Genomic DNA, 19,041 nt, shown 5'->3' with positions numbered 1-19,041 from the left:
TGTGGGTCGCCAGGGGGCGGACCGGCGAGCGGTGGGCGGCGCGCTTGCCGTCTCCCAGGGTGCCGAGCGGCTCTGATCGGCAGGGAGGCGGAGAGGAGGCGCACGGAAGGAAGCGCGGGTCGCGCAACTCGGCGCCATGCCAGACGTGTGCCCCGCGAGCGCCGCTAACAATCGTTCACTTCGGGGGCTTTCCACCGGCTCGTATCCTGGTTCGGCATTCGTTTCCCGTCGTGAGAGCCGGTCCGTGAGCCGGTGCACGCATTGGTGAGAGAGGTCGCGCGTTGAGTCAGGCGAGCCCCCAGCAGATCCCGGTCATCGTCCTCGCCGGCTTCCTGGGAACCGGCAAGACCACCCTGCTCAACCATCTCCTGCACCGCAGCGGAGGCAGTCGTATCGGGGCGATCGTCAATGATTTCGGTGCCATCGAGATCGATGCGATGGCCGTGGCCGGGGCGCTCGGCGACTCCACCGTCTCCCTGGGCAACGGGTGTCTGTGCTGCGCCGTGGACGCCAGTGAGCTCGACGTCTTCCTGGACCGGCTCACTCGACCCTCCGCCCGTATCGACGTCATCGTCATCGAGGCGAGCGGGCTGGCCGAGCCCCAGGAGCTGGTCAAGATGCTCCTGGCCAGTGAGAATCCGCGCATCGTCTACGGCGGACTCGTGGAGGTCGTCGACGCCGCGGAGTTCGACGCGGCCCGCCAGAAGCATCCCGAGATCGACCGGCACCTCGCCATCGCCGACCTGGTCGTCGTCAACAAGGCGGACCGCGCGACGGATCCCGACCGTGTGATGAGCCTCGTCCGGTCCCTCACCGACCGCGCCGCCGCCGTCGTGTCCGCCTCGTACGGGCGGATCGACCCCGAGTTCCTCTTCGACCGCAGGCCCACGCAGGAGCGCATCGGGCAGCTCTCCTTCGACGACCTGCACCGGCACGAGGAGGTCGAGAGCGACGGCGAGGGCGAGGGCGAGCAGGATGGATCTCCTCAGTCCAACGGCCCCCACGGTCATCTCGACCCGCACGGCCGTCACGGCCATCTGCACTCCACCTACGAGTCCGTCTCCTTCACCTCCGAAGTGCCCCTCAGCCCCCCGCGGTTGATGGACTTCCTCGACAGCAGGCCCGAGGGGCTCTACCGCATCAAGGGGTACGTCGACTTCGGTGCCGCCGACCCCCGTAACCGGTACGCCGTGCACGCCGTCGGCCGTTTTCTGCGCTTCTACCCGGAGCCCTGGGCCCCGGGCGAGCGGCTCAGCCAGCTCGTCCTCATCGGCTCGGGCATCGACGCCCTCGCCCTCGGCAAGGAGCTGGAGGCGTGCAAAGAGGACGCCCCACACGCCGACGAGCACAGCATGTGGGGCGTCCTCCGCTACGTACAGGAGCGGGACGGGGAGCAGGAGGTGGAGCCGGAGGCGGCGCAGGACCCGGACGGTCGGGCCCAGGGCGGCGCCGACCTGCCGGCTGCCTACGACCTCTAGACCGGGCCCGCCACCACCGAGACCGTCTTCGCCAGTGAGACGCCCGAGCCGTCCCGTCGCGGGTCCATCTCGGGCAACTCCGCGGGCGTCCCGTCCTTCTGAGCGGCCCGGGCCGGCGCGGGACCTGCCCAGGCGAGGCTCAGGCAGTCCTCGCCCTTCAGGAACCGCTGGCAGCGCACGCCACCCGTGGCGCGGCCCTTGCGCGGGTACTGGTCGAAGGGCGTCAGCTTGGCCGTCGTCTGGACCGAGTCGTCCAGCGTGCCGCGCGAGCCCGCCACCGTGAACACCACCGCGTCCACGGCCGGGTCCACCGCCGTGAACGAGATCACCTTGGTGTTGTCCGTGAGCTTGATGCCCGTCATACCGCCCGCGGGCCGGCCCTGGGGGCGGACCTGGGAGGCCTGGTAGCGCAGCAACTGGGCGTCGTCGGTGATGAAGACCAGGTCCTCCTCGCCGGTGCGCAGCTCGGCCGCGCCGACGATCCGGTCACCGTCCTTGAGCGTGATGACCTCCAGCTCCTCCTTGTTGGAGGGATAGTCGGGCACCACACGCTTGACGACACCCTGCTGCGTGCCGAGGGCGAGCCCCGGCGACGACTCGTCGAGCGTCGTCAGACAGACGATGTCCTCGTCGCCCTCCAGGGTCAGGAACTCCGAGATCGGCGCGCCTCCCGAGAGGTTGGGCGCCGCCGTGGTGTCGGGCAGCTGCGGGAGGTCGATGACGTTGATCCGCAGCAGTCGGCCGGCGGACGTGACCGCGCCGATCTCGCCCTGTGCCGTCGCAGGGACGGCGGAGAGGATCAGGTCGTGCTTGGCGCGCTTGCCGTCGCTCTCCCCGAAGGGGTCACCGTTGGCCGTACGCGCGAGGAGCTTCGTCGACGACAGGAGCACCCGGCACGGGTCGTCGGCCACCTGGAGCGGCACGGTCGCGGCGGCGGAACCGGCGGACTCCAGCAGGACCGTACGCCGCTCGGTGCCGAACTTCTTGGCCACCGCGGCCAGTTCGGACGACACCAGCTTGCGCAGCTCGGAGTCCGACTCCAGGATGCCGGTCAGCTCGTCGATCTCGCCGTTGAGCCGGTCGCGCTCGGTCTCCAGCTCGATGCGGTCGAACTTGGTGAGCCGGCGCAGCGGCGTGTCCAGGATGTACTGCGTCTGGACGTCGCTCAGCGAGAAGTGCTCGATCAGGCGCTGCTTGGCCTGCGCGGAGTTCTCACTGGAGCGGATGAGGCGGATGACCTCGTCGATGTCGATCAGGGCCACCAGCAGGCCCTCGACCAGGTGCAGCCGGTCGCGCTTCTTGGTGCGGCGGAACTCGCTGCGGCGGCGCACGACCTCGAAGCGGTGGTCGAGGTACACCTCCAGGAGTTCCTTGAGGCCCAGCGTGAGCGGCTGGCCGTCCACCAGCGCCACGTTGTTGATGCCGAAGGACTCCTCCATCGGAGTCAGCTTGTAGAGCTGCTCCAGGACGGCCTCCGGCACGAAGCCGTTCTTGACCTCGATGACCAGGCGCAGGCCGTGCGCACGGTCGGTGAGGTCCTTGACGTCCGCGATGCCCTGCAGCTTCTTCGAGCCGACCAGGTCCTTGATCTTGGCGATCACCTTCTCCGGGCCGACCGTGAACGGCAGCTCGGTGACGACGATGCCCTTGCGGCGCGCCGTCACGTTCTCCACGGACACCGTCGCGCGGATCTTGAAGGTGCCGCGGCCCGTCTCGTACGCGTCCCTGATGCCGGTGAGGCCCACGATGCGGCCGCCCGTGGGCAGGTCGGGCCCCGGGACGTGCTTCATGAGCGTCTCGAGATCGGCGCCGGGGTGGCGGATCAGGTGCCGGGCGGCGGCGATGACCTCGCCGAGGTTGTGCGGCGCCATGTTCGTCGCCATGCCGACCGCGATGCCCGACGAGCCGTTGACCAGGAGGTTCGGGTAGGCGGCCGGGAGGACCGACGGCTCCTGCTCCTGGCCGTCGTAGTTCGGGGAGAAGTCGACCGTGTTCTCGTCGATCGACTCCGTCATCAGGGACGTCGCGTCGGCCATCCGCGCCTCGGTGTACCGCATGGCGGCCGGCGGGTCGTCGTTGCCCAGCGAACCGAAGTTGCCGTGGCCGTCGACCAGGGGCAGGCGCATGGAGAAGGGCTGGGCCAGGCGGACCAGGGCGTCGTAGATCGACGCGTCGCCGTGGGGGTGGAGCTTACCCATGACCTCGCCGACGACGCGGGCGCACTTCACATAGCCGCGGTCGGGACGCAGGCCCATCTCGTTCATCTGGTAGACGATGCGGCGATGCACCGGCTTGAGGCCGTCGCGGGCGTCCGGCAGGGCTCGGGAGTAGATGACCGAGTACGCGTACTCGAGGAAGGAGCCCTGCATCTCGTCGACGACGTCGATGTCGAGGATGCGCTCCTCGAAGTCGTCTGGCGGCGGGGTCTTCGTGCTGCGGCGGGCCATCGCTGCTGCGACTCCTTCACAGTCTCTGCCGGGGCATGAACGGGTTCTGACGGGCTCCATTGTGGACCGGCCCACTGACAACGTGGACCACGACCCGTCCGTACTGGCCTCCTGAGCCGTGTCTCCGGCTGCCCCAACAGGCGTGGCGGGCCGCCTTCTCGGCCTTTTCCACAGGCCTCGGAAGCAGTGAACCCGCCTGCCCGCACAGGGCTTCGGAGGCCGTGCGGCCGCACGAGCGTACGGGCTCCCGGTGCCGCCCGCGTGCTCGCTCTCGGCGTACGCGCCGCGGGAACTTCGCCAGCTGTCCGCGCGCTTGCATACAGTGGCACGACTAGCAGGAATTCAGCAGTTTTCCGCGATCGAAGGGACGTACATGCCCATGGGTCACACGGCCACAGCTGAGGCCGGTTCCGGCGGCCTGACAGCGACCGAGCACCGCCTGGCCAACGGCCTGCGTGTGGTGCTCTCCGAGGACCACCTGACCCCGGTCGCGGCGGTGTGCCTCTGGTACGACGTCGGTTCGCGCCACGAGGTCAAGGGCCGCACCGGACTTGCCCACCTCTTCGAGCACCTGATGTTCCAGGGCTCGGGCCAGGTGAAGGGCAACGGCCACTTCGAACTGGTGCAGGGCGCGGGCGGTTCGCTCAACGGCACGACCAGTTTCGAGCGTACGAACTATTTCGAGACCATGCCCACCCACCAGCTGGAGCTCGCCCTCTGGCTGGAGGCCGACCGCATGGGCTCGCTGCTCGCCGCGCTCGACGACGAGTCCATGGAGAACCAGCGGGACGTCGTCAAGAACGAGCGCAGGCAGCGTTACGACAACGTCCCTTATGGCACCGCTTTCGAGAAGCTCACCGCCCTCGCCTACCCGGAGGGCCACCCTTACCACCACACCCCGATCGGGTCGATGGCCGACCTGGACGCGGCCACCCTGGAGGACGCTCGCGCGTTCTTCCGCACCTACTACGCGCCCAACAACGCCGTTCTGTCGATCGTCGGAGACATCGACCCGGAGCAGACGCTCGCCTGGGTCGAGAAGTACTTCGGCTCGATCGCGGGCCACGACGGCAAGCCCGCCCCGCGCGACGGCGCGCTTCCCGAGACCATCGGCGAGCAGCTGCGCGAGGTCGTCGAGGAGGAGGTCCCGGCCCGCGCGCTGATGGCCGCCTACCGGCTGCCGGAGGACGGCACGCGCGCGTGCGACGCGGCGGACCTGGCCCTGACCGTGCTCGGCGGCGGCGAGTCGTCCCGGCTCTACAACCGGCTCGTACGCCGCGACCGCACCGCCGTCGCGGCCGGGTTCGGCCTGCTGCGTCTCGCGGGAGCGCCCTCCCTGGGGTGGCTCGACGTGAAGACGTCCGGCGACGTCGAGGTGCCGGTGATCGAGACCGCTGTCGACGAGGAGCTCGCCCGGTTCGCCGAGGAGGGCCCCACCGCCGAGGAAATGGAGCGCGCCCAGGCCCAGTTGGAGCGCGAGTGGCTGGACCGTCTCGGCACGGTCGCGGGCCGCGCCGACGAACTGTGCCGGTACGCGGTGCTGTTCGGCGACCCGCAGCTCGCCCTGACGGCCGTCCAGCGCGTCCTCGACGTCACCGCCGAGGAGGTCCAGGAGGTCGCCAAGGCCCGCCTGCGCCCCGACAACCGCGCGGTGCTGGTCTACGAGCCGACCGTCGCCGAAGAGGCCCAAGAGACCGACGCCGCTGACGACACCGACGAGGAGGCGGCCAAGTGACCGAGCTCGCCACGATGGAATTCCACCCGCAGCCCCAGGCCGGCGAGGCCAGGCCCTGGGCCTTCCCGGCCCCCGAGCGCGGCGCGCTCGACAACGGCCTGACGCTGCTGCGCTGCCACCGCCCCGGCCAGCAGGTCGTCGCCGTCGAGATCCTCCTGGCGGCCCCGCTGGAGGCCGAGCCGCAGGGCCTGGACGGCGTCGCCACGATCATGGCGCGTGCCTTCACCGAGGGAACCGACAAGCACTCCGCCGAGGAGTTCGCCGCCGAGCTGGAGCGCTGCGGCGCCACCCTCGACGCGCACGCCGACCACCCCGGCGTCCGGATCAGCCTCGAAGTCCCCGTCTCCCGGCTCCCCAAGGCGCTCGGCCTGCTCGCCGACGCCCTCAGGGCACCCGCCTTCGAGGACAGCGAGATCGAGCGGCTGGTGCGCAACCGGCTCGACGAGATCCCGCACGAGACCGCCAACCCGGCCCGCCGCGCCGCCAAGGAGCTCTCCCGGCAGCTCTTCCCGGCGACCTCGCGCATGTCGCGCCCGCGCCAGGGCACCGAGGAGACGGTCACCACGATCGACTCGGCGGCCGTCCGCGCCTTCTACGAGAAGCACGTACGCCCCGCCACCGCGACGGCGGTCGTGGTCGGCGACCTCACCGGCGTCGACCTCGACGCGCTGCTCGGGGACACGCTCGGCGCCTGGACCGGATCGCAGGCCCAGGCCCGTCCCATCCCGCCGGTGACCGCCGACGACACGGGCCGCGTGATCATCGTCGACCGTCCCGGAGCCGTCCAGACGCAGCTCCTCATCGGCCGCGTCGGCGCCGACCGGCACGACCGCGTGTGGCCCGCCCAGGTGCTCGGCACGTACTGCCTCGGCGGCACCCTCACCTCGCGCCTGGACCGCGTCCTGCGCGAGGAAAAGGGATACACCTACGGTGTGCGGGCGTTCGGCCAGGTGCTGCGCTCCGCGCCGGACGGGACGGGCGCCGCGATGCTCGCCATCAGCGGCTCCGTGGACACCCCGAACACCGGCCCGGCGCTCGACGACCTCTGGAAGGTGCTGCGCACCCTCGCGGCCGAGGGACTCACCGACGCCGAGCGCGACATCGCCGTGCAGAACCTCGTGGGCGTGGCGCCGCTGAAGTACGAGACGGCCGCCGCCGTCGCGGGCACCCTCGCCGACCAGGTCGAGCAGTACCTGCCGGACGACTTCCAGGCGACGCTGTACCAACAGCTCGCCGCGACGGGCACCGTGGAGGCCACCGCGGCCGCCGTGAGCGCCTTCCCGGTGGACCGTCTGGTGACCGTCCTCGTCGGTGACGCCGCGCAGATCGAGGAGCCGGTCCGGGCCCTCGGAATCGGCGAAGTCAGCGTCGTGACAGCGGAGTAGAACGCGGAGCGGAACAGGGTCGTTCCACGGAGAACCCAGGTGACCGAAGAGTCGCCTGGGTTCTCCTTTTGCCCGGACTTCAGCACCCGAACTGCGGGTTGTCCGTATTGATAGGGAGGTTGCCTGTCTGCCCTGTGGCATGCGCTACAAAACCCTTGATCCGTTTGTTGATTGAAAGACGCCCCGCTTAGCGTCGGTCCGGCTGTTCGTCAGGCAGTGCGCCGCGCCCGCGGCACCGGACAGTCATCGCCGAGTCCCCGTACGGCGCGAGCCAGGGGAGCCGGGGACCCATACGTAGTCCCTGGGGTGAATCGGACGCCCTTCCCGAAGGGGGTCCGTAGGAGACCTTCCTGCTCCGAACCCGTCAGCTAACCCGGTAGGCGAGAAGGAAGGAAAGGACCAGCCACTTCATGGCGTTCACTCGCGCCGCCGGGAAGCACCGTCGTCCCAGCCGTATGAAGCGCACGACCAACCGGACCGTCGGCGTCGCCGCACTCGCCACCACCGGTGTGGTCGGCACCCTGGCTGCTCCCGCACTCGCCGCCGAGAGCCCGGCCGAGCAGACCCTGACCCAGGCGATCACCATCGGCGACTCGGTCGCCGACCAGATCGACGCCCAGGCCGCCGCCCAGCAGCAGGCCGCCGACGAGACCGCCGCCCGCGAGAAGGCCGAGGCCGCCGCCAAGGAGCGGGCCAAGGAAGCCGCGGAGAAGGCCAAGAAGGAGCGCGAGGTCAAGGCCCGCGCCGCCCGTGCGGCCGAGCGCGAGCGCCTGCTGAAGTCGTACACCGCGCCCATCTCCGGCTCGTACGTCTCCACCGGCTACAAGGCCGGCGGCGCCGTCTGGTCCTCCGGCAGCCACACCGGTATCGACTTCCACGCCGCGAGCGGCACCGCCGTGCACGCGGTGGGCGCCGGCACCGTCGTCGAGGCCGGCTGGGGCGGCTCGTACGGCAACGAGGTCGTCATCAAGATGAACGACGGCACCTACACGCAGTACGGGCACATGTCGTCCCTCGGTGTCTCGGTCGGCCAGACGGTCACCCCGGGCCAGCAGATAGGCCTCTCCGGGGCGACCGGCAACGTCACCGGGGCGCACCTGCACTTCGAGGCGCGGACGAGCGCGGAGTACGGCTCGGACATCGACCCGATCGCGTATCTCCGCCAGCACGGCGTGAACGTCTGACGGTCGGAGACCGCCCTCCCACGCGGCAGCCTTCCCACGCAACGGCCCGCCCGCGCGGACACCTCTCCCGAAGGCCCCGGCTCACCGAGCCGGGGCCTTCGCGCGGTTCTGATCACTTCCTGACGGCTTCTCGGCCACTTCCCGGCCGACTTTGCACCGGACGACTGCCTGTTCAGAAGCCAGGTGTGTCCAAAAAATATCCACGGATTCCGGTCCGCCATCGGAATTTCCCGCTCTCTGCAATAGAGTCACCGAACAAGCGTCAATCGACCGCGTTTCGCGGGGGTTAAGGCGGAGGTCCGGTCATGCGTATTCCCGCGCACTCGGTATGCACGGCGATCCGTGACGACATCGTCGCGGGTGTCTACGAGCGCGGCAGCCGGCTCACCGAAGAACTGCTCGCGCGCCGGTATGGCGTCTCGCGGGTCCCCGTGCGGGAGGCCCTGCGCACGCTGGAGGCGGAAGGCTTCGTCGTCACACGCAGGCACGCGGGCGCGTGCGTCGCGGAGCCCACCGAGCAGGAGGCCGCCGACCTCCTGGAGATGCGCATGCTGCTGGAGCCGCTGGGTGCCGCGCGCGCCGCCCAGCGCCGCACCGAGGCGCACCTCAAGGTGCTGCGCGGCCTGGTCAGGCTGGGCCAGGAGCGGGCCCGGAGGGGCAACAGCGAGGATCTGCGCTCGCTCGGCGGCTGGTTCCACGAGACGCTCGCCCAAGCCTCCGGAAGCCCCGCGCTGACCTCCACGCTCGCCCAGTTGCGGCACAAGATCGCCTGGATGTATTCGGTCGAGGCGCCCGCCCACCCCGCCGAGTCCTGGGCCGAGCACGGCGCCATCGTGGACGCCGTCGCGCGCGGCGACAACGACCGGGCCAGGGCGATCACGGCGCTGCACACCGAGCGGGCGATGGCCGCGCACCGGCTGCGCTTTCCCGGCGGCGGTGACCGCGCGGAGCGTGTGAGGACTTCGCAACATCCCGTAAACACGGCGGGCCTGCGGCATTAACAGTGGCGCCGTATACAAAGAGAGTTATTCGCCGGGGTCTATTTCTGCTGCCCCTTTTTCCACGTGCCGGGAATTTCCGCGCACGTGATTTCCGCATGCGCGGAACCGGATGCGCGGAACTCGGTGCGCGGGGCATGTGAAAAAGCCTGGATGGTGCCGACGGCGAGGCGGAAAGTCGCGCACCGGCGTGAGGTACGGACAAAACGGCGGCGAGGTTACGGGAAAACGCCGGTGTCACGGGCGGGCAAATCGCCGCTCGCCACGCAGACAGAAACGGCGGAGCCGCGTCACCCGATACGGGTCGACGCGGCTCCGCCGTACGTGGTCCGCGAGATCAGACGGTCTCGGGGAGCTCGTCGAGGCCCTCGGCGACCAGCTTCGCCAGGCGGTCGAGCGCGGCGTCCGCACCCTCGGCGTCGGAGGTCAGGACGATCTCCTCGCCGCCCTGGGCGCCGAGGCCGAGAACCGCGAGCATCGAGGCGGCGTTGACGGGGTTGCCGTCAGCCTTGGCGATCGTCACGGGGACGCCGGAGGCCGTGGCCGCCCGGACGAAGATGGAGGCGGGACGGGCGTGAAGGCCCTCGGCCCAGCCGACGTTGACGCGGCGCTCAGCCATGTGATGCTGCCCTTCAGGTGTCTCACGGTTGTCTAGACCATTGTTCCATATCGTGAAGCGTGCCCCGAGCGGGTGCGGATTCCGGGCCCGAGGCGGCTTCGGTCACCCAAGACTGCCTCGCGCCCCTGCCGGACGCGAGCCCGCCGTCGCCGGGACGTGAACCCCTGGGGTGTGCCCCCTCCGGAACACGAACCCCGGGACACGTACCGACACGTTCCGCCATGTATCCGGGACATGAACCCCCGCGACCAGGACCGGCCGTTGTCGGACCCGAGCCGTACTCTGGGCCCCATGCAGACCTCGCCGGACCGGCACGAGTACCCCGCTCACTGGGAGGCCGACGTCGTGCTGCGCGACGGCGGCACCGCGCGCATCCGGCCGATCACGGCCGACGACGCCGACCGCCTGGTCAGCTTCTACGAGCAGGTGTCCGACGAGTCGAAGTACTACCGCTTCTTCGCGCCGTATCCGCGCCTGTCCGCCAAGGACGTCCACCGCTTCACGCACCACGACTTTGTGGACCGGGTGGGGCTCGCGGCCACGGTCGGCGGCGAGTTCATCGCCACCGTACGCTACGACCGCATCAACGCCGACGGCCTCCCCGCCTCGGCCCCCGCGGACGAGGCCGAGGTCGCCTTCCTCGTGCAGGACGCCCACCAGGGCCGCGGCGTGGCATCGGCCCTGCTGGAGCACATCGCGGCCGTCGCCCGTGAGCGCGACATCCGCCGCTTCGCCGCCGAGGTGCTGCCCGCCAACAACAAGATGATCAAGGTGTTCACGGACGCCGGGTACCAGCAGAAGCGCCACTTCGAGGACGGCGTCGTACGCCTGGAGTTCGACCTGGAGCCCACCGACCGCTCGCTGGCCGTGCAGCGCGCGCGGGAGCAGCGGGCGGAGGGGCGCTCCGTGGCCAGGCTCCTCTCGCCGGGCTCGGTCGCCGTCATCGGCGCGGGCCGCACACCCGGGGGAGTGGGCCGCAGCGTCCTGGAGAACCTCCGCGAAGCGGGCTTCACCGGGCGCCTGTACGCGGTGAACGGGGCACTTCAGGAGAAGGAGCTCGGCGGAGTGCCGGCATACGGCTCCGTCCGTGACATCCCCGAGCCCGTCGACCTCGCCGTCGTCGCCGTCCGGGCCGAGCGCGTCCCCGAAGTCGTCGCCGAGTGCGGTGAACACGGGGTGCAGGGGCTCGTCGTGGTCTCCGCGGGGTACGCCGAGAGCGGCCCCGAAGGCAGGGAGCGCCAGCGCGAGCTCGTGCGCCAGGCGCGTACGTACGGGATGCGGATCATCGGACCGAACGCCTTCGGAGTCATCAACACCTCACCGGAAGTGCGGCTCAACGCCTCGCTCGCACCGGAGATGCCGCGCGCGGGGCGGATCGGTCTGTTCGCCCAGTCCGGCGCCATCGGCATCGCACTGCTGTCCCGGCTGCACCGGCGCGGCGGCGGGGTCACCGGCGTGACCGGTGTGTCGACGTTCATCTCCTCGGGCAACCGCGCGGACGTGTCAGGCAACGACGTCCTTCAGTACTGGTACGACGACCCCGACACCGATGTCGCCCTCATGTACCTCGAGTCCATCGGGAACCCGAGGAAGTTCACCCGCCTCGCGCGGCGCACCGCGGCGGCGAAGCCGCTGGTCGTCGTCCAGGGCGCACGGCACGGCGGGGCCGCGCCCCAGGGGCACGCCGTCCGGGCCACCCGGCTGCCGCACGCGACGGTGTCGGCGCTGCTGCGCCAGGCCGGCGTCATCCGGGTGGACACGATCACCGAGCTGGTCGACGCGGGCCTGCTCCTGGCGCGCCAGCCCCTGCCGATGGGGCCGCGGGTGGCGATCCTCGGGAACTCCGAGTCCCTCGGGCTGCTGACGTATGACGCGTGCCTCGCCGAGGGCCTGCGACCGCTGCCCCCGGTGGACCTGACCACGGCCGCCTCGGCCGAGGACTTCCGCGCCGCGCTGACGCACGCGCTGGCCGACGACGGCTGCGACGCCGTCGCGGTCACCGCGATCCCGGCGGTGGGGGAGACCTCCACGGCCGACGCCGCCCTGGCGGAGGCGCTGCGCTCCGCCTCCGCCGCCGCTCCCGACAAGCCGGTCCTCGTGGTCCACGTCGAGCTGGGCGGCCTCGCGGAGGCGCTGTCCGCGGCCGCCGGCACCGCGCCCCAGGCGGCTCGCCCCTCGCCCCCGTTCGCTGGCAGCAACCACCCCATCCGCCCGGCGGACCGCCCGCCGACGGTGGCGGAAGTCCCCGAGGCCGAGACCGACTCCCGCCTCATCCCCGCCTACCCCGCCGCCGAGCGGGCCGTCCGCGCCCTCGCCGAAGCCGTGAGGTACGGCCAGTGGCGGCGCGAGGCCGCCGACCCCGGTCGCGTCCCCGAGTACGAGGACATCGACGAGAAGGGCGCGGCCGAACAGATCGACGGCCTGCTCGGCGACGGTGGCATGGGCGGCCTCACCCTCGGCCCGGACGACGCCTGCACTCTGCTCGGGCGGTACGGCATCGACGTCCGCCGTGCCCTCCCCGCGCCCACACCCGACGAGGCCGCCGCCGCCACGGAGCGCCTCGGCTACCCGGTGGCGCTCAAGACCACCGCTCCCCACCTGCGCCACCGCGCCGACCTCGGCGGCGTACGGCTGGATCTGGCGGACGAGGAGCAACTGCGCAGGGCGTACGCCGAGTTGACCAGCCTCTTCGGGACGCCGGAGGAGCTGCGCCCGGTGGTACAGGCGATGGCACCGCGCGGCGTCGACACGGTCGTACGAGCGGTTATAGACCCGGCGGCGGGAGCGGTGCTCTCCTTCGGGCTCGCCGGGGCCCCGTCGGAGCTGCTCGGAGACACCGCGCACCGGCTGATTCCGGTCACCGACCGGGACGCGGCCTCGTTGGTCCGGTCGATCCGGACCGCACCGCTCCTCTTCGGCTGGCGGGGCTCCGCGCCGGCGGACGTCGTGGCCCTGGAGGAACTGCTGCTGCGCCTGTCACGCCTTGTCGACGACCACCCCGAGGTCGTCTCCGTGTCCCTGGAGCCCGTCGTCGTGGCCCCGAACGGGCTGAGCGTGCTCGGCGCCTCCGTGCGGCTCGCGCCGCCGCCCGTCCGCGACGACCTCGGTCCGCGCACACTTCCTGTGTACTAAGCGGTGCCTCGCAGTCAGTGCGCCCCCGTAGGATGGACGTCATGGCCAAGACCAGTACGACGACCCAGGGGCTGCGAGCGGCGATCGAGCGCAGCGGCTACTACCCGGCCCTCGTGGCCGAGGCTGTGGAGGCAGCTGTGGGCGGCGAGCCCATCCGGTCGTATCTGGTCCATCAGGAGACGACGTTCGACGCCAACGAGGTGCGTCGGCACGTGACGGTGCTCGTCCTCACGGGAAACCGTTTCATCGTGAGCCACACCGACGAACAGGCGGCGGACAGCACGTCCCCGACGCCGTACGCGACCACGTCGACCGAATCCGTGAAGCTTGGCCGGATCTCGTCGGTGGTTCTCAGCCGCGTCGTCGCCAATCCGGAGAAGTACGTTCCGGGGACGCTGCCGCGCGAGGTCGTCCTCACCATCGGCTGGGGCGCGGTCGCCCGTATCGACCTGGAGCCGGCCGCCTGCGGCGACCCCAACTGCGAGGCGGACCACGGGTACACGGGCAGTTCGACGGCCGACGACCTGAGCCTGCGCGTCAGCGAGGCCGGGGACGGCCCGGACGCCGTGCGGCAGACGCTCGCCTTCGCGCAGTCGCTCTCCGAGGCGACCGCGGACGTCACCCGCTGATGTCCCAGCAAGTCTGGGACCACCCGGAACCGCTCTCCCTCGACTCCGCTCCCGTACCCGAGTACGGGGCCGGTTCGCTCGCCGACCTGCTGCCCACACTGGCCGCGGGCATGGACGTCCCGGACGTCACCGCCTCGCTCACGGAACTGAGCCCGGCCGACCGCAACTGCGTCTTCCTGATCGACGGCCTCGGCTGGGAGCAGCTGAAGACGCATCCGGACGAGGCCCCGTTCATGACCTCCCTCCTCGGCAGCTCGCGCGGCGGCACCGGCCGCCCGATCACAGCGGGCTACCCCGCGACCACCGCGACCTCCCTGGCCTCGGTCGGTACGGGCCTGCCGCCGGGCGCGCACGGCCTGCCCGGCTACACCGCGCGCAACCCGGAGACCGGCGAGCTGATGAACCAGCTCCGCTGGCAGCCGTGGACGAAGCCGGGCAAGTGGCAGCCGTACCCCACCGTGTTCCAGCTGGCCGACGCGGCGGGTGTGCACACCGCCCAGGTGTCGTCACCGCACTTCCAGAACACCCCGCTGACCAAGATCGCCCTCAGCGGCGGCACGTTCCACGGGCGCCTGACCGGCGAGGACCGCATGGACCTCGCGGCCGAGCAACTGGCCGCCGGGGACCGCTCGCTGGTCTACACGTACTACGCGGAGGTGGATGGCAAGGGCCACCGCTTCGGCGTCGACTCGGACCCCTGGCGCGGACAACTCATGTACGTGGACCGGCTGGTCCAGCGCCTGGCCGAGCAACTGCCCCCGCGCACCGCCCTGTACGTCACCGCGGACCACGGGATGATCGACATCCCCTTCGACGAGCAGCACCGCATCGACTTCGACGAGGACTGGGAGCTGCGCGCCGGAGTCGCCCTCCTCGGCGGCGAGGGCCGCGCCCGGCACGTCTACGCGGTCCCGGGCGCCGAGTCGGACGTCCTGACCTGCTGGCGCGAGGTGCTCGGCGAGCAGTTCTGGGTGGCCTCGCGGGACGAGGCGATTGCGGCGGGCTGGTTCGGCCCGCACATCGACGAGCGGGTCTACGAGCGCATCGGCGACGTGGTCGCGGCCGCCCGCGACGACGTACTGATCATCGCGTCCGAGCGGGAGCCGAAGGAGTCGGCGATGGTCGGCAACCACGGCTCGATGACACCGGTCGAGCAGCACATCCCGCTCCTGGAAGTACGTTCCTGACCCTGCCCGCCCGCCCAGCGAACCCCTCATGTCGAAAGGTGCTCAACTCCCCATGCCCGAGCTGGTGTTCTTCTCCGGAACCATGGACTGCGGGAAGTCGACACTGGCTCTCCAGATCGAGCACAACCGCTCGGCCCGCGGCCTGCAGGGCATGATCTTCACCCGCGACGACCGCGCGGGCGAGGGCAAGCTGTCCTCCCGCCTCGGCCTGGTCACGGACGCGGTGGAGGTCGAGGACGACCAGGACATGTACGCGTATGTCGTCGACCACCTCTCGAAGGGCGGCCGCGCGGACTACGTCATCGCGGACGAGGCGCAGTTCCTCGCCCCCGAGCAGATCGACCAACTGGCCCGGGTGGTCGACGACCTGGGCATCGACGTCTTCGCCTTCGGCATCACGACGGACTTCCGCTCCAAGCTCTTCCCCGGCTCCCAGCGCCTCGTCGAACTCGCCGACCGGGTCGAGGTCCTCCAGGTCGAGGCCCTCTGCTGGTGCGGCGCCCGCGCCACCCACAACGCCCGCACCATAGGTGGCCGGATGGTCGTCGAGGGTGCCCAGGTCGTCGTCGGAGACGTCGACCAGTCGGAGGACATCGGTTACGAGGTCCTGTGCCGCAGGCATCACAGCCGCCGGACGACCGCGGCCAGCGCCCGCGCGGGCGTGCTCTCCCCGGACGTGCTGCCGGTGGACGCGGTGTCCCGGACCTGATGGTCTCCCGGACCTGAGGGGTCTGCCCCTGAGGGGGCTGCCGAGCCCTGAACGGGCGCTGCGGCTCCCCTCAGTGGGTCGTCCGCACCACCGAGAACACGGCCCCCTCCGGGTCCGCCACCGTGGCGATACGGCCGTGCGGGGTGTCACGGGCGGGCTTGAGGACGTGGCCGCGCAGGTCGAGCAGGTGGGCGAGCGAGGCGTCCACGTCGGCGACCTCGAAGTACGTCATCCAATGGGATCCCCGGTCGCGGGGCAGGGAGTTGCCGACGCCGTGGATGCCCGCCACCGGGCGCCCCTTGATGTGCAGGGTGATGTAGTCGAAGTCGGCCGAGACGACCGGCTCCTCCTCGAAACCGAAGACCGTCTCGTAGAACTTGGCGACGCCGGAGGAGTCCCGGGTCATCAGCTCGTTCCAGGTGGGGGTGCCAGGGACGTCGGTGATGCCCGTGCCGAGGTGGGCCGCGGCCTGCCAGACGCCGAACACGGCCCCCGCCGGGTCCGACGCGATCGCCAGCCGCCCGGCGTCCTCGGCGTCGAGGGGGCCGACGCCGACCGTGCCGCCGCAGTGCCGGACCGTCTCCGCCGTCAGGTCCACGTCGTCCGAGGCGAAGTAGGGCGTCCAGGCGATGGGCAGATGACGGTCGGGCGGGAGCTGGCCGATACCCGCCACCTCCTGGCCGTCGAGCTGCGCCCGCACGTACGAGCCGAGGTGCTGCGGGCCGGGCTGGAACTCCCAGCCGAACAGGCTCCCGTAGAACTCCTGGGTCGCGGCCATCCCGTGCACCATCAGGCTCACCCAGCAGGGTGTGCCGGGCGTGTACGCACTGCCGTTCAGGCCGGCCGACCCCCGTGCCTCGGTCATCGTCACCCTCTCCTCGGCGCCTCGTGGGGCCGCTTCACTTCCACTACCGAACCGCGTGTTCCGCCGCCGTGCGCATTGCGCGCCCGGTGCCGATGTTCGCACCACCAGGGGCACGGCGCGCCCCGGCCGGATGGCCCATGGCGGGAGGATGCCCGAATTGCTGGTTCCCATCCGTTTCCCCGCCATTGCCTGCTGATGTCCATCAGCAGTACAGCGTGTGCCCGAGTCCGCACGCCGAGTGGTCGGGGCGGCCCGGCCGAGCAGAGTAGCCGGAGCTGGACGATGCGGCCACCCCGTGCGCAAGGATGGTGGCCATGAACGCCATCATCTCCGCACCCGAACTCGCGAGCGACCTGGCGGGTCCGAATCCGCCGGTCGTCCTGGACATCCGCTGGCAGCTGGGCGGCCCGAACCTGCGCTCCGCCTACGAGGAGGCGCACATTCCGGGGGCCGCCTACGTGGACCTGGACTCGGAACTCGCCGCCCCCGCAGGAGCGGCGGGCCGCCATCCGCTGCCCGACATGGAGGTCTTCGGAGCGGCCGTGCGGGCGGCCGGGGTGTCCGAGAACCGGGACGTGGTCGTGTACGACGGAGGGCTCGGCTGGGCCGCCGCACGCGCCTGGTGGCTGCTGCGCTGGACGGGTCATCCGTCGGTGCGTGTGCTTGACGGCGGCCTCGCTGCCTGGAGCGGCCCGGTCGAGTCCGGCAGCCCGTCGCCCTCCGTCGGCACCTTCGTACCGGCCCCCGGCGCGCTGTCCCTCCTCGACGCCGACGGCGCCGCGGCGCTGGCCCGCACCGGTCTGCTCCTGGACGCCCGGGCCGCCGAGCGCTACCGGGGCGACGTCGAGCCCATCGACCGCGTCGGCGGGCACATCCCCGGCGCCGTCTCCGCCCCCACCACGGAGAACGTGGCCGAATCCGGCCTCTTCCGCCCCGCCGCGGACCTCGCCGACCACTTCAAGTCGCTGGGCGCGACCGGCACTTCCGAGGTCGGCGTCTACTGCGGCTCGGGCGTCTCCGGCGCGCACGAGGTCCTCGCGCTCACGGTCGCGGGCATCCCGGCCGCGCTGTACGTGGGCTCCTGGTCGGAGTGGTCCCAGGACGACAACCGCCCGGTGGCCACGGGGCCGGACCCGCAGTAGCTCCATGGTGGCCGTGGCGGTACGCGTCCGCGAGGAGCGGCGCACGGCAGCGGAAAGGGCTCGCACCAAGGTGGTGCGAGCCCTTTCCGGCATGTCCTAGTCCTGCTTCTTCCTGCGTGTCCCGAAGACGATCTCGTCCCAGCTCGGCACGGCCGCTCTGCGTCCGGGACGCACCCCGTCCGCCTCGGCCTGCCGGTCGGTCGCGCCGATCAGCCGGTCGCGGTGACTGGCCACCGAGCGCGGCATGAGCACGTCCGCGTACGCGGAACCCGCCGAGGCCGCGGGAGCCGGGGGCTCCTCTGCCTCGGGCTCCGCGTCGAGCGGTTCCTCCACCTCGGGACGCTCCGTGGTGGAGGTCGTCGAGGCGGCGGGAACGGGAGCGGTCGACGGACGCTCGGGCACCACCATGTCGCCGCGGAAGCTGGGCACTGCCTCCAGGAGACTGGTCAGCGAGTCGCGCTCGCTCGCGGTCTCCTCCAGGTCCGGCTCGGGCGACGGCGAGGGCAGGCTCGGCCGCTCCGTCTGCCGGTCCAGGGCGCGGTCCATCGGACGGTCGCGCGGCAACCTGGCGATGCGCGGCACGAACGGGAAGCTGGGCTCGGCCGAGGCGAGGTCGTCGGACTCGCCGATCAGCGAGCGCGCCTCGTCGTCCACGGCCTGGACGAGCCGCCGGGGCGGGTCGTACGTCCAGCTCGCCGAGTGCGGTTCGCCCGCCACCCGGTAGACCAGCAGGACTTCCCAGGTGCCGTCGTCACGGCGCCAGGAGTCCCATTGGACGGTCTCCTTGTCGGCGCCGCGCAGCGTAAGCCGCTCCTGCACCGCCTCGCCGAGCTGGGGACCGGTGGTTTCGCCGGGGCGGCGGACAGGGGTCTTCCGGGCACGCTCCGCCATGAAGGCACGCTCGGCGAGTACGGGTCCCTCGAAGCGACGCACCCGGTCGACGGGGATACCGGCGAACTGGGCGACCTCTTCGGCGGACGCTCCCGCACGTATACGTGCCTGGATGTCTCGGGGGCGGAGATGGCTCTCCACCTCGATCTCGATCTGGCCGAGGCGGGGACGGTCGCCGCGTACGGCGGCACGCAGACGCTCATCGATCGGAAGCGTGTACTCCGTGCTGTCCGCAGCCTTCAGCACCAGCCGTGTGCCGTCGTTAGAGACGGCCACGACACGCAGTTCGGGCATGGGGACCTCCCGGGTGGTGCCTGCCGACGTCACGTGCGTCGCTGCTTCCGCTAGTCGAGTGTGGCCTGCCCGGGTGCAGCCTGCCACAACCTTGCCGAGTTGCCCGGCGTGTCGGGCGGTGGCCCGGGATCGCCGTTATGGCACGGTTACCTATTCGCAACGCTAAGTGACGAACTCCATCACCCTGTGCAACGAGCCCCCTCCCGGCGGTCCTGGAAGGCCCCGGACGCCCTGGCGAGTGTCCGGACCCAGGGCTCGCAACAGTACTCCATTCGGGCCACTTGCGTGGATCGGCACACGGCCGAACTTCTGTCCGGGGACGGGAGTTGGCCACCCGGGGTGACGT

The 19,041-nt window shown here is 71.2% G+C and carries 14 protein-coding genes and 1 riboswitch; of the genes, 10 read left to right on the top strand and 4 right to left on the bottom strand.

Translation table 11 applies throughout. The features are described from left to right. Positions 1-281: 281 nt before the first annotated feature. Complete coding sequence (locus tag QF035_RS15600) at positions 282-1,478, top strand: CobW family GTP-binding protein (RefSeq protein ID WP_307520934.1); 1,197 nt, start codon at positions 282-284, stop codon at positions 1,476-1,478. Here QF035_RS15600 and QF035_RS15595 read toward each other — a convergent pair. Next, a complete protein-coding gene (locus QF035_RS15595) occupies positions 1,475-3,925 on the bottom strand; it encodes a DNA gyrase/topoisomerase IV subunit A (RefSeq protein WP_307520933.1) in 2,451 nt (816 codons plus the stop codon). The genes QF035_RS15600 and QF035_RS15595 overlap by 4 nt on opposite strands. Before the next feature lie 373 nt (positions 3,926-4,298). On the opposite strand from QF035_RS15595, the gene QF035_RS15590 reads away from it, so the two are divergent. The 4 genes from QF035_RS15590 (at position 4,299) to QF035_RS15575 (ending at position 9,230) form a co-directional block, all read left to right on the top strand. Beyond that, complete coding sequence (locus tag QF035_RS15590) at positions 4,299-5,660, top strand: M16 family metallopeptidase (protein WP_200395460.1); 1,362 nt, start codon at positions 4,299-4,301, stop codon at positions 5,658-5,660. Next, on the top strand, positions 5,657-7,045 hold the full coding sequence (locus QF035_RS15585) for a M16 family metallopeptidase (protein ID WP_307520932.1): 1,389 nt from the start codon (positions 5,657-5,659) through the stop codon (positions 7,043-7,045). Before QF035_RS15590 ends, QF035_RS15585 begins: the two co-directional genes overlap by 4 nt. Before the next feature lie 237 nt (positions 7,046-7,282). Further along, positions 7,283-7,443, top strand: a riboswitch (cyclic di-AMP (ydaO/yuaA leader). Between the two features lie 12 nt (positions 7,444-7,455). Then, positions 7,456-8,229 (top strand): M23 family metallopeptidase, encoded by a 774-nt coding sequence (locus QF035_RS15580; protein WP_307520931.1) that lies wholly within the window; start codon positions 7,456-7,458, stop codon positions 8,227-8,229. 305 nt (positions 8,230-8,534) lie between these two features. Then, the gene (locus QF035_RS15575) at positions 8,535-9,230 is read left to right on the top strand and encodes a GntR family transcriptional regulator (RefSeq protein WP_269654860.1); all 696 of its coding nucleotides are present in this window, start codon (positions 8,535-8,537) and stop codon (positions 9,228-9,230) included. A 334-nt stretch (positions 9,231-9,564) separates the two neighbouring features. Here the strand turns inward: QF035_RS15575 and QF035_RS15570 are convergent, their stop codons facing one another. Then, the gene (locus QF035_RS15570; protein ID WP_307520930.1) at positions 9,565-9,846 is read right to left on the bottom strand and encodes an HPr family phosphocarrier protein; all 282 of its coding nucleotides are present in this window, start codon (positions 9,844-9,846) and stop codon (positions 9,565-9,567) included. A gap of 291 nt (positions 9,847-10,137) precedes the next feature. On the opposite strand from QF035_RS15570, the gene QF035_RS15565 reads away from it, so the two are divergent. The 4 genes from QF035_RS15565 to QF035_RS15550 are packed head-to-tail and all read left to right on the top strand — an operon-like array spanning position 10,138 to position 15,503. Next, positions 10,138-12,978 (top strand): bifunctional acetate--CoA ligase family protein/GNAT family N-acetyltransferase, encoded by a 2,841-nt coding sequence (locus QF035_RS15565; protein WP_307520929.1) that lies wholly within the window; start codon positions 10,138-10,140, stop codon positions 12,976-12,978. 41 nt (positions 12,979-13,019) lie between these two features. Beyond that, entirely contained in the window at positions 13,020-13,607 is a 588-nt protein-coding gene (locus QF035_RS15560; RefSeq protein WP_143638176.1) for a DUF5998 family protein, read from the top strand. Further along, positions 13,607-14,794 carry an alkaline phosphatase family protein gene (locus QF035_RS15555; protein ID WP_307520928.1) on the top strand — a complete coding sequence of 396 codons (1,188 nt, stop codon included), beginning with the start codon at positions 13,607-13,609 and terminating at the stop codon, positions 14,792-14,794. Before QF035_RS15560 ends, QF035_RS15555 begins: the two co-directional genes overlap by 1 nt. Before the next feature lie 52 nt (positions 14,795-14,846). Beyond that, on the top strand, positions 14,847-15,503 hold the full coding sequence (locus QF035_RS15550) for a thymidine kinase (RefSeq protein ID WP_307520927.1): 657 nt from the start codon (positions 14,847-14,849) through the stop codon (positions 15,501-15,503). 70 nt (positions 15,504-15,573) lie between these two features. On the opposite strand, the gene QF035_RS15545 is transcribed toward QF035_RS15550, so the two are convergent. Beyond that, positions 15,574-16,368 (bottom strand): VOC family protein, encoded by a 795-nt coding sequence (locus QF035_RS15545; RefSeq protein WP_307520925.1) that lies wholly within the window; start codon positions 16,366-16,368, stop codon positions 15,574-15,576. A 314-nt stretch (positions 16,369-16,682) separates the two neighbouring features. Between QF035_RS15545 and QF035_RS15540 the strand changes: the two genes are divergently transcribed. After that, on the top strand, positions 16,683-17,510 hold the full coding sequence (locus QF035_RS15540; RefSeq protein ID WP_307520924.1) for a sulfurtransferase: 828 nt from the start codon (positions 16,683-16,685) through the stop codon (positions 17,508-17,510). Between the two features lie 96 nt (positions 17,511-17,606). On the opposite strand, the gene sepH is transcribed toward QF035_RS15540, so the two are convergent. Beyond that, entirely contained in the window at positions 17,607-18,695 is a 1,089-nt protein-coding gene (sepH, locus tag QF035_RS15535) for a septation protein SepH (protein ID WP_307520923.1), read from the bottom strand. Positions 18,696-19,041: the final 346 nt, after the last annotated feature.

This window comes from Streptomyces umbrinus, assembly GCF_030817415.1.
Classification (GTDB): domain Bacteria; phylum Actinomycetota; class Actinomycetes; order Streptomycetales; family Streptomycetaceae; genus Streptomyces; species Streptomyces umbrinus_A.
This window is presented reverse-complemented; position numbering and strand designations above follow the sequence as displayed.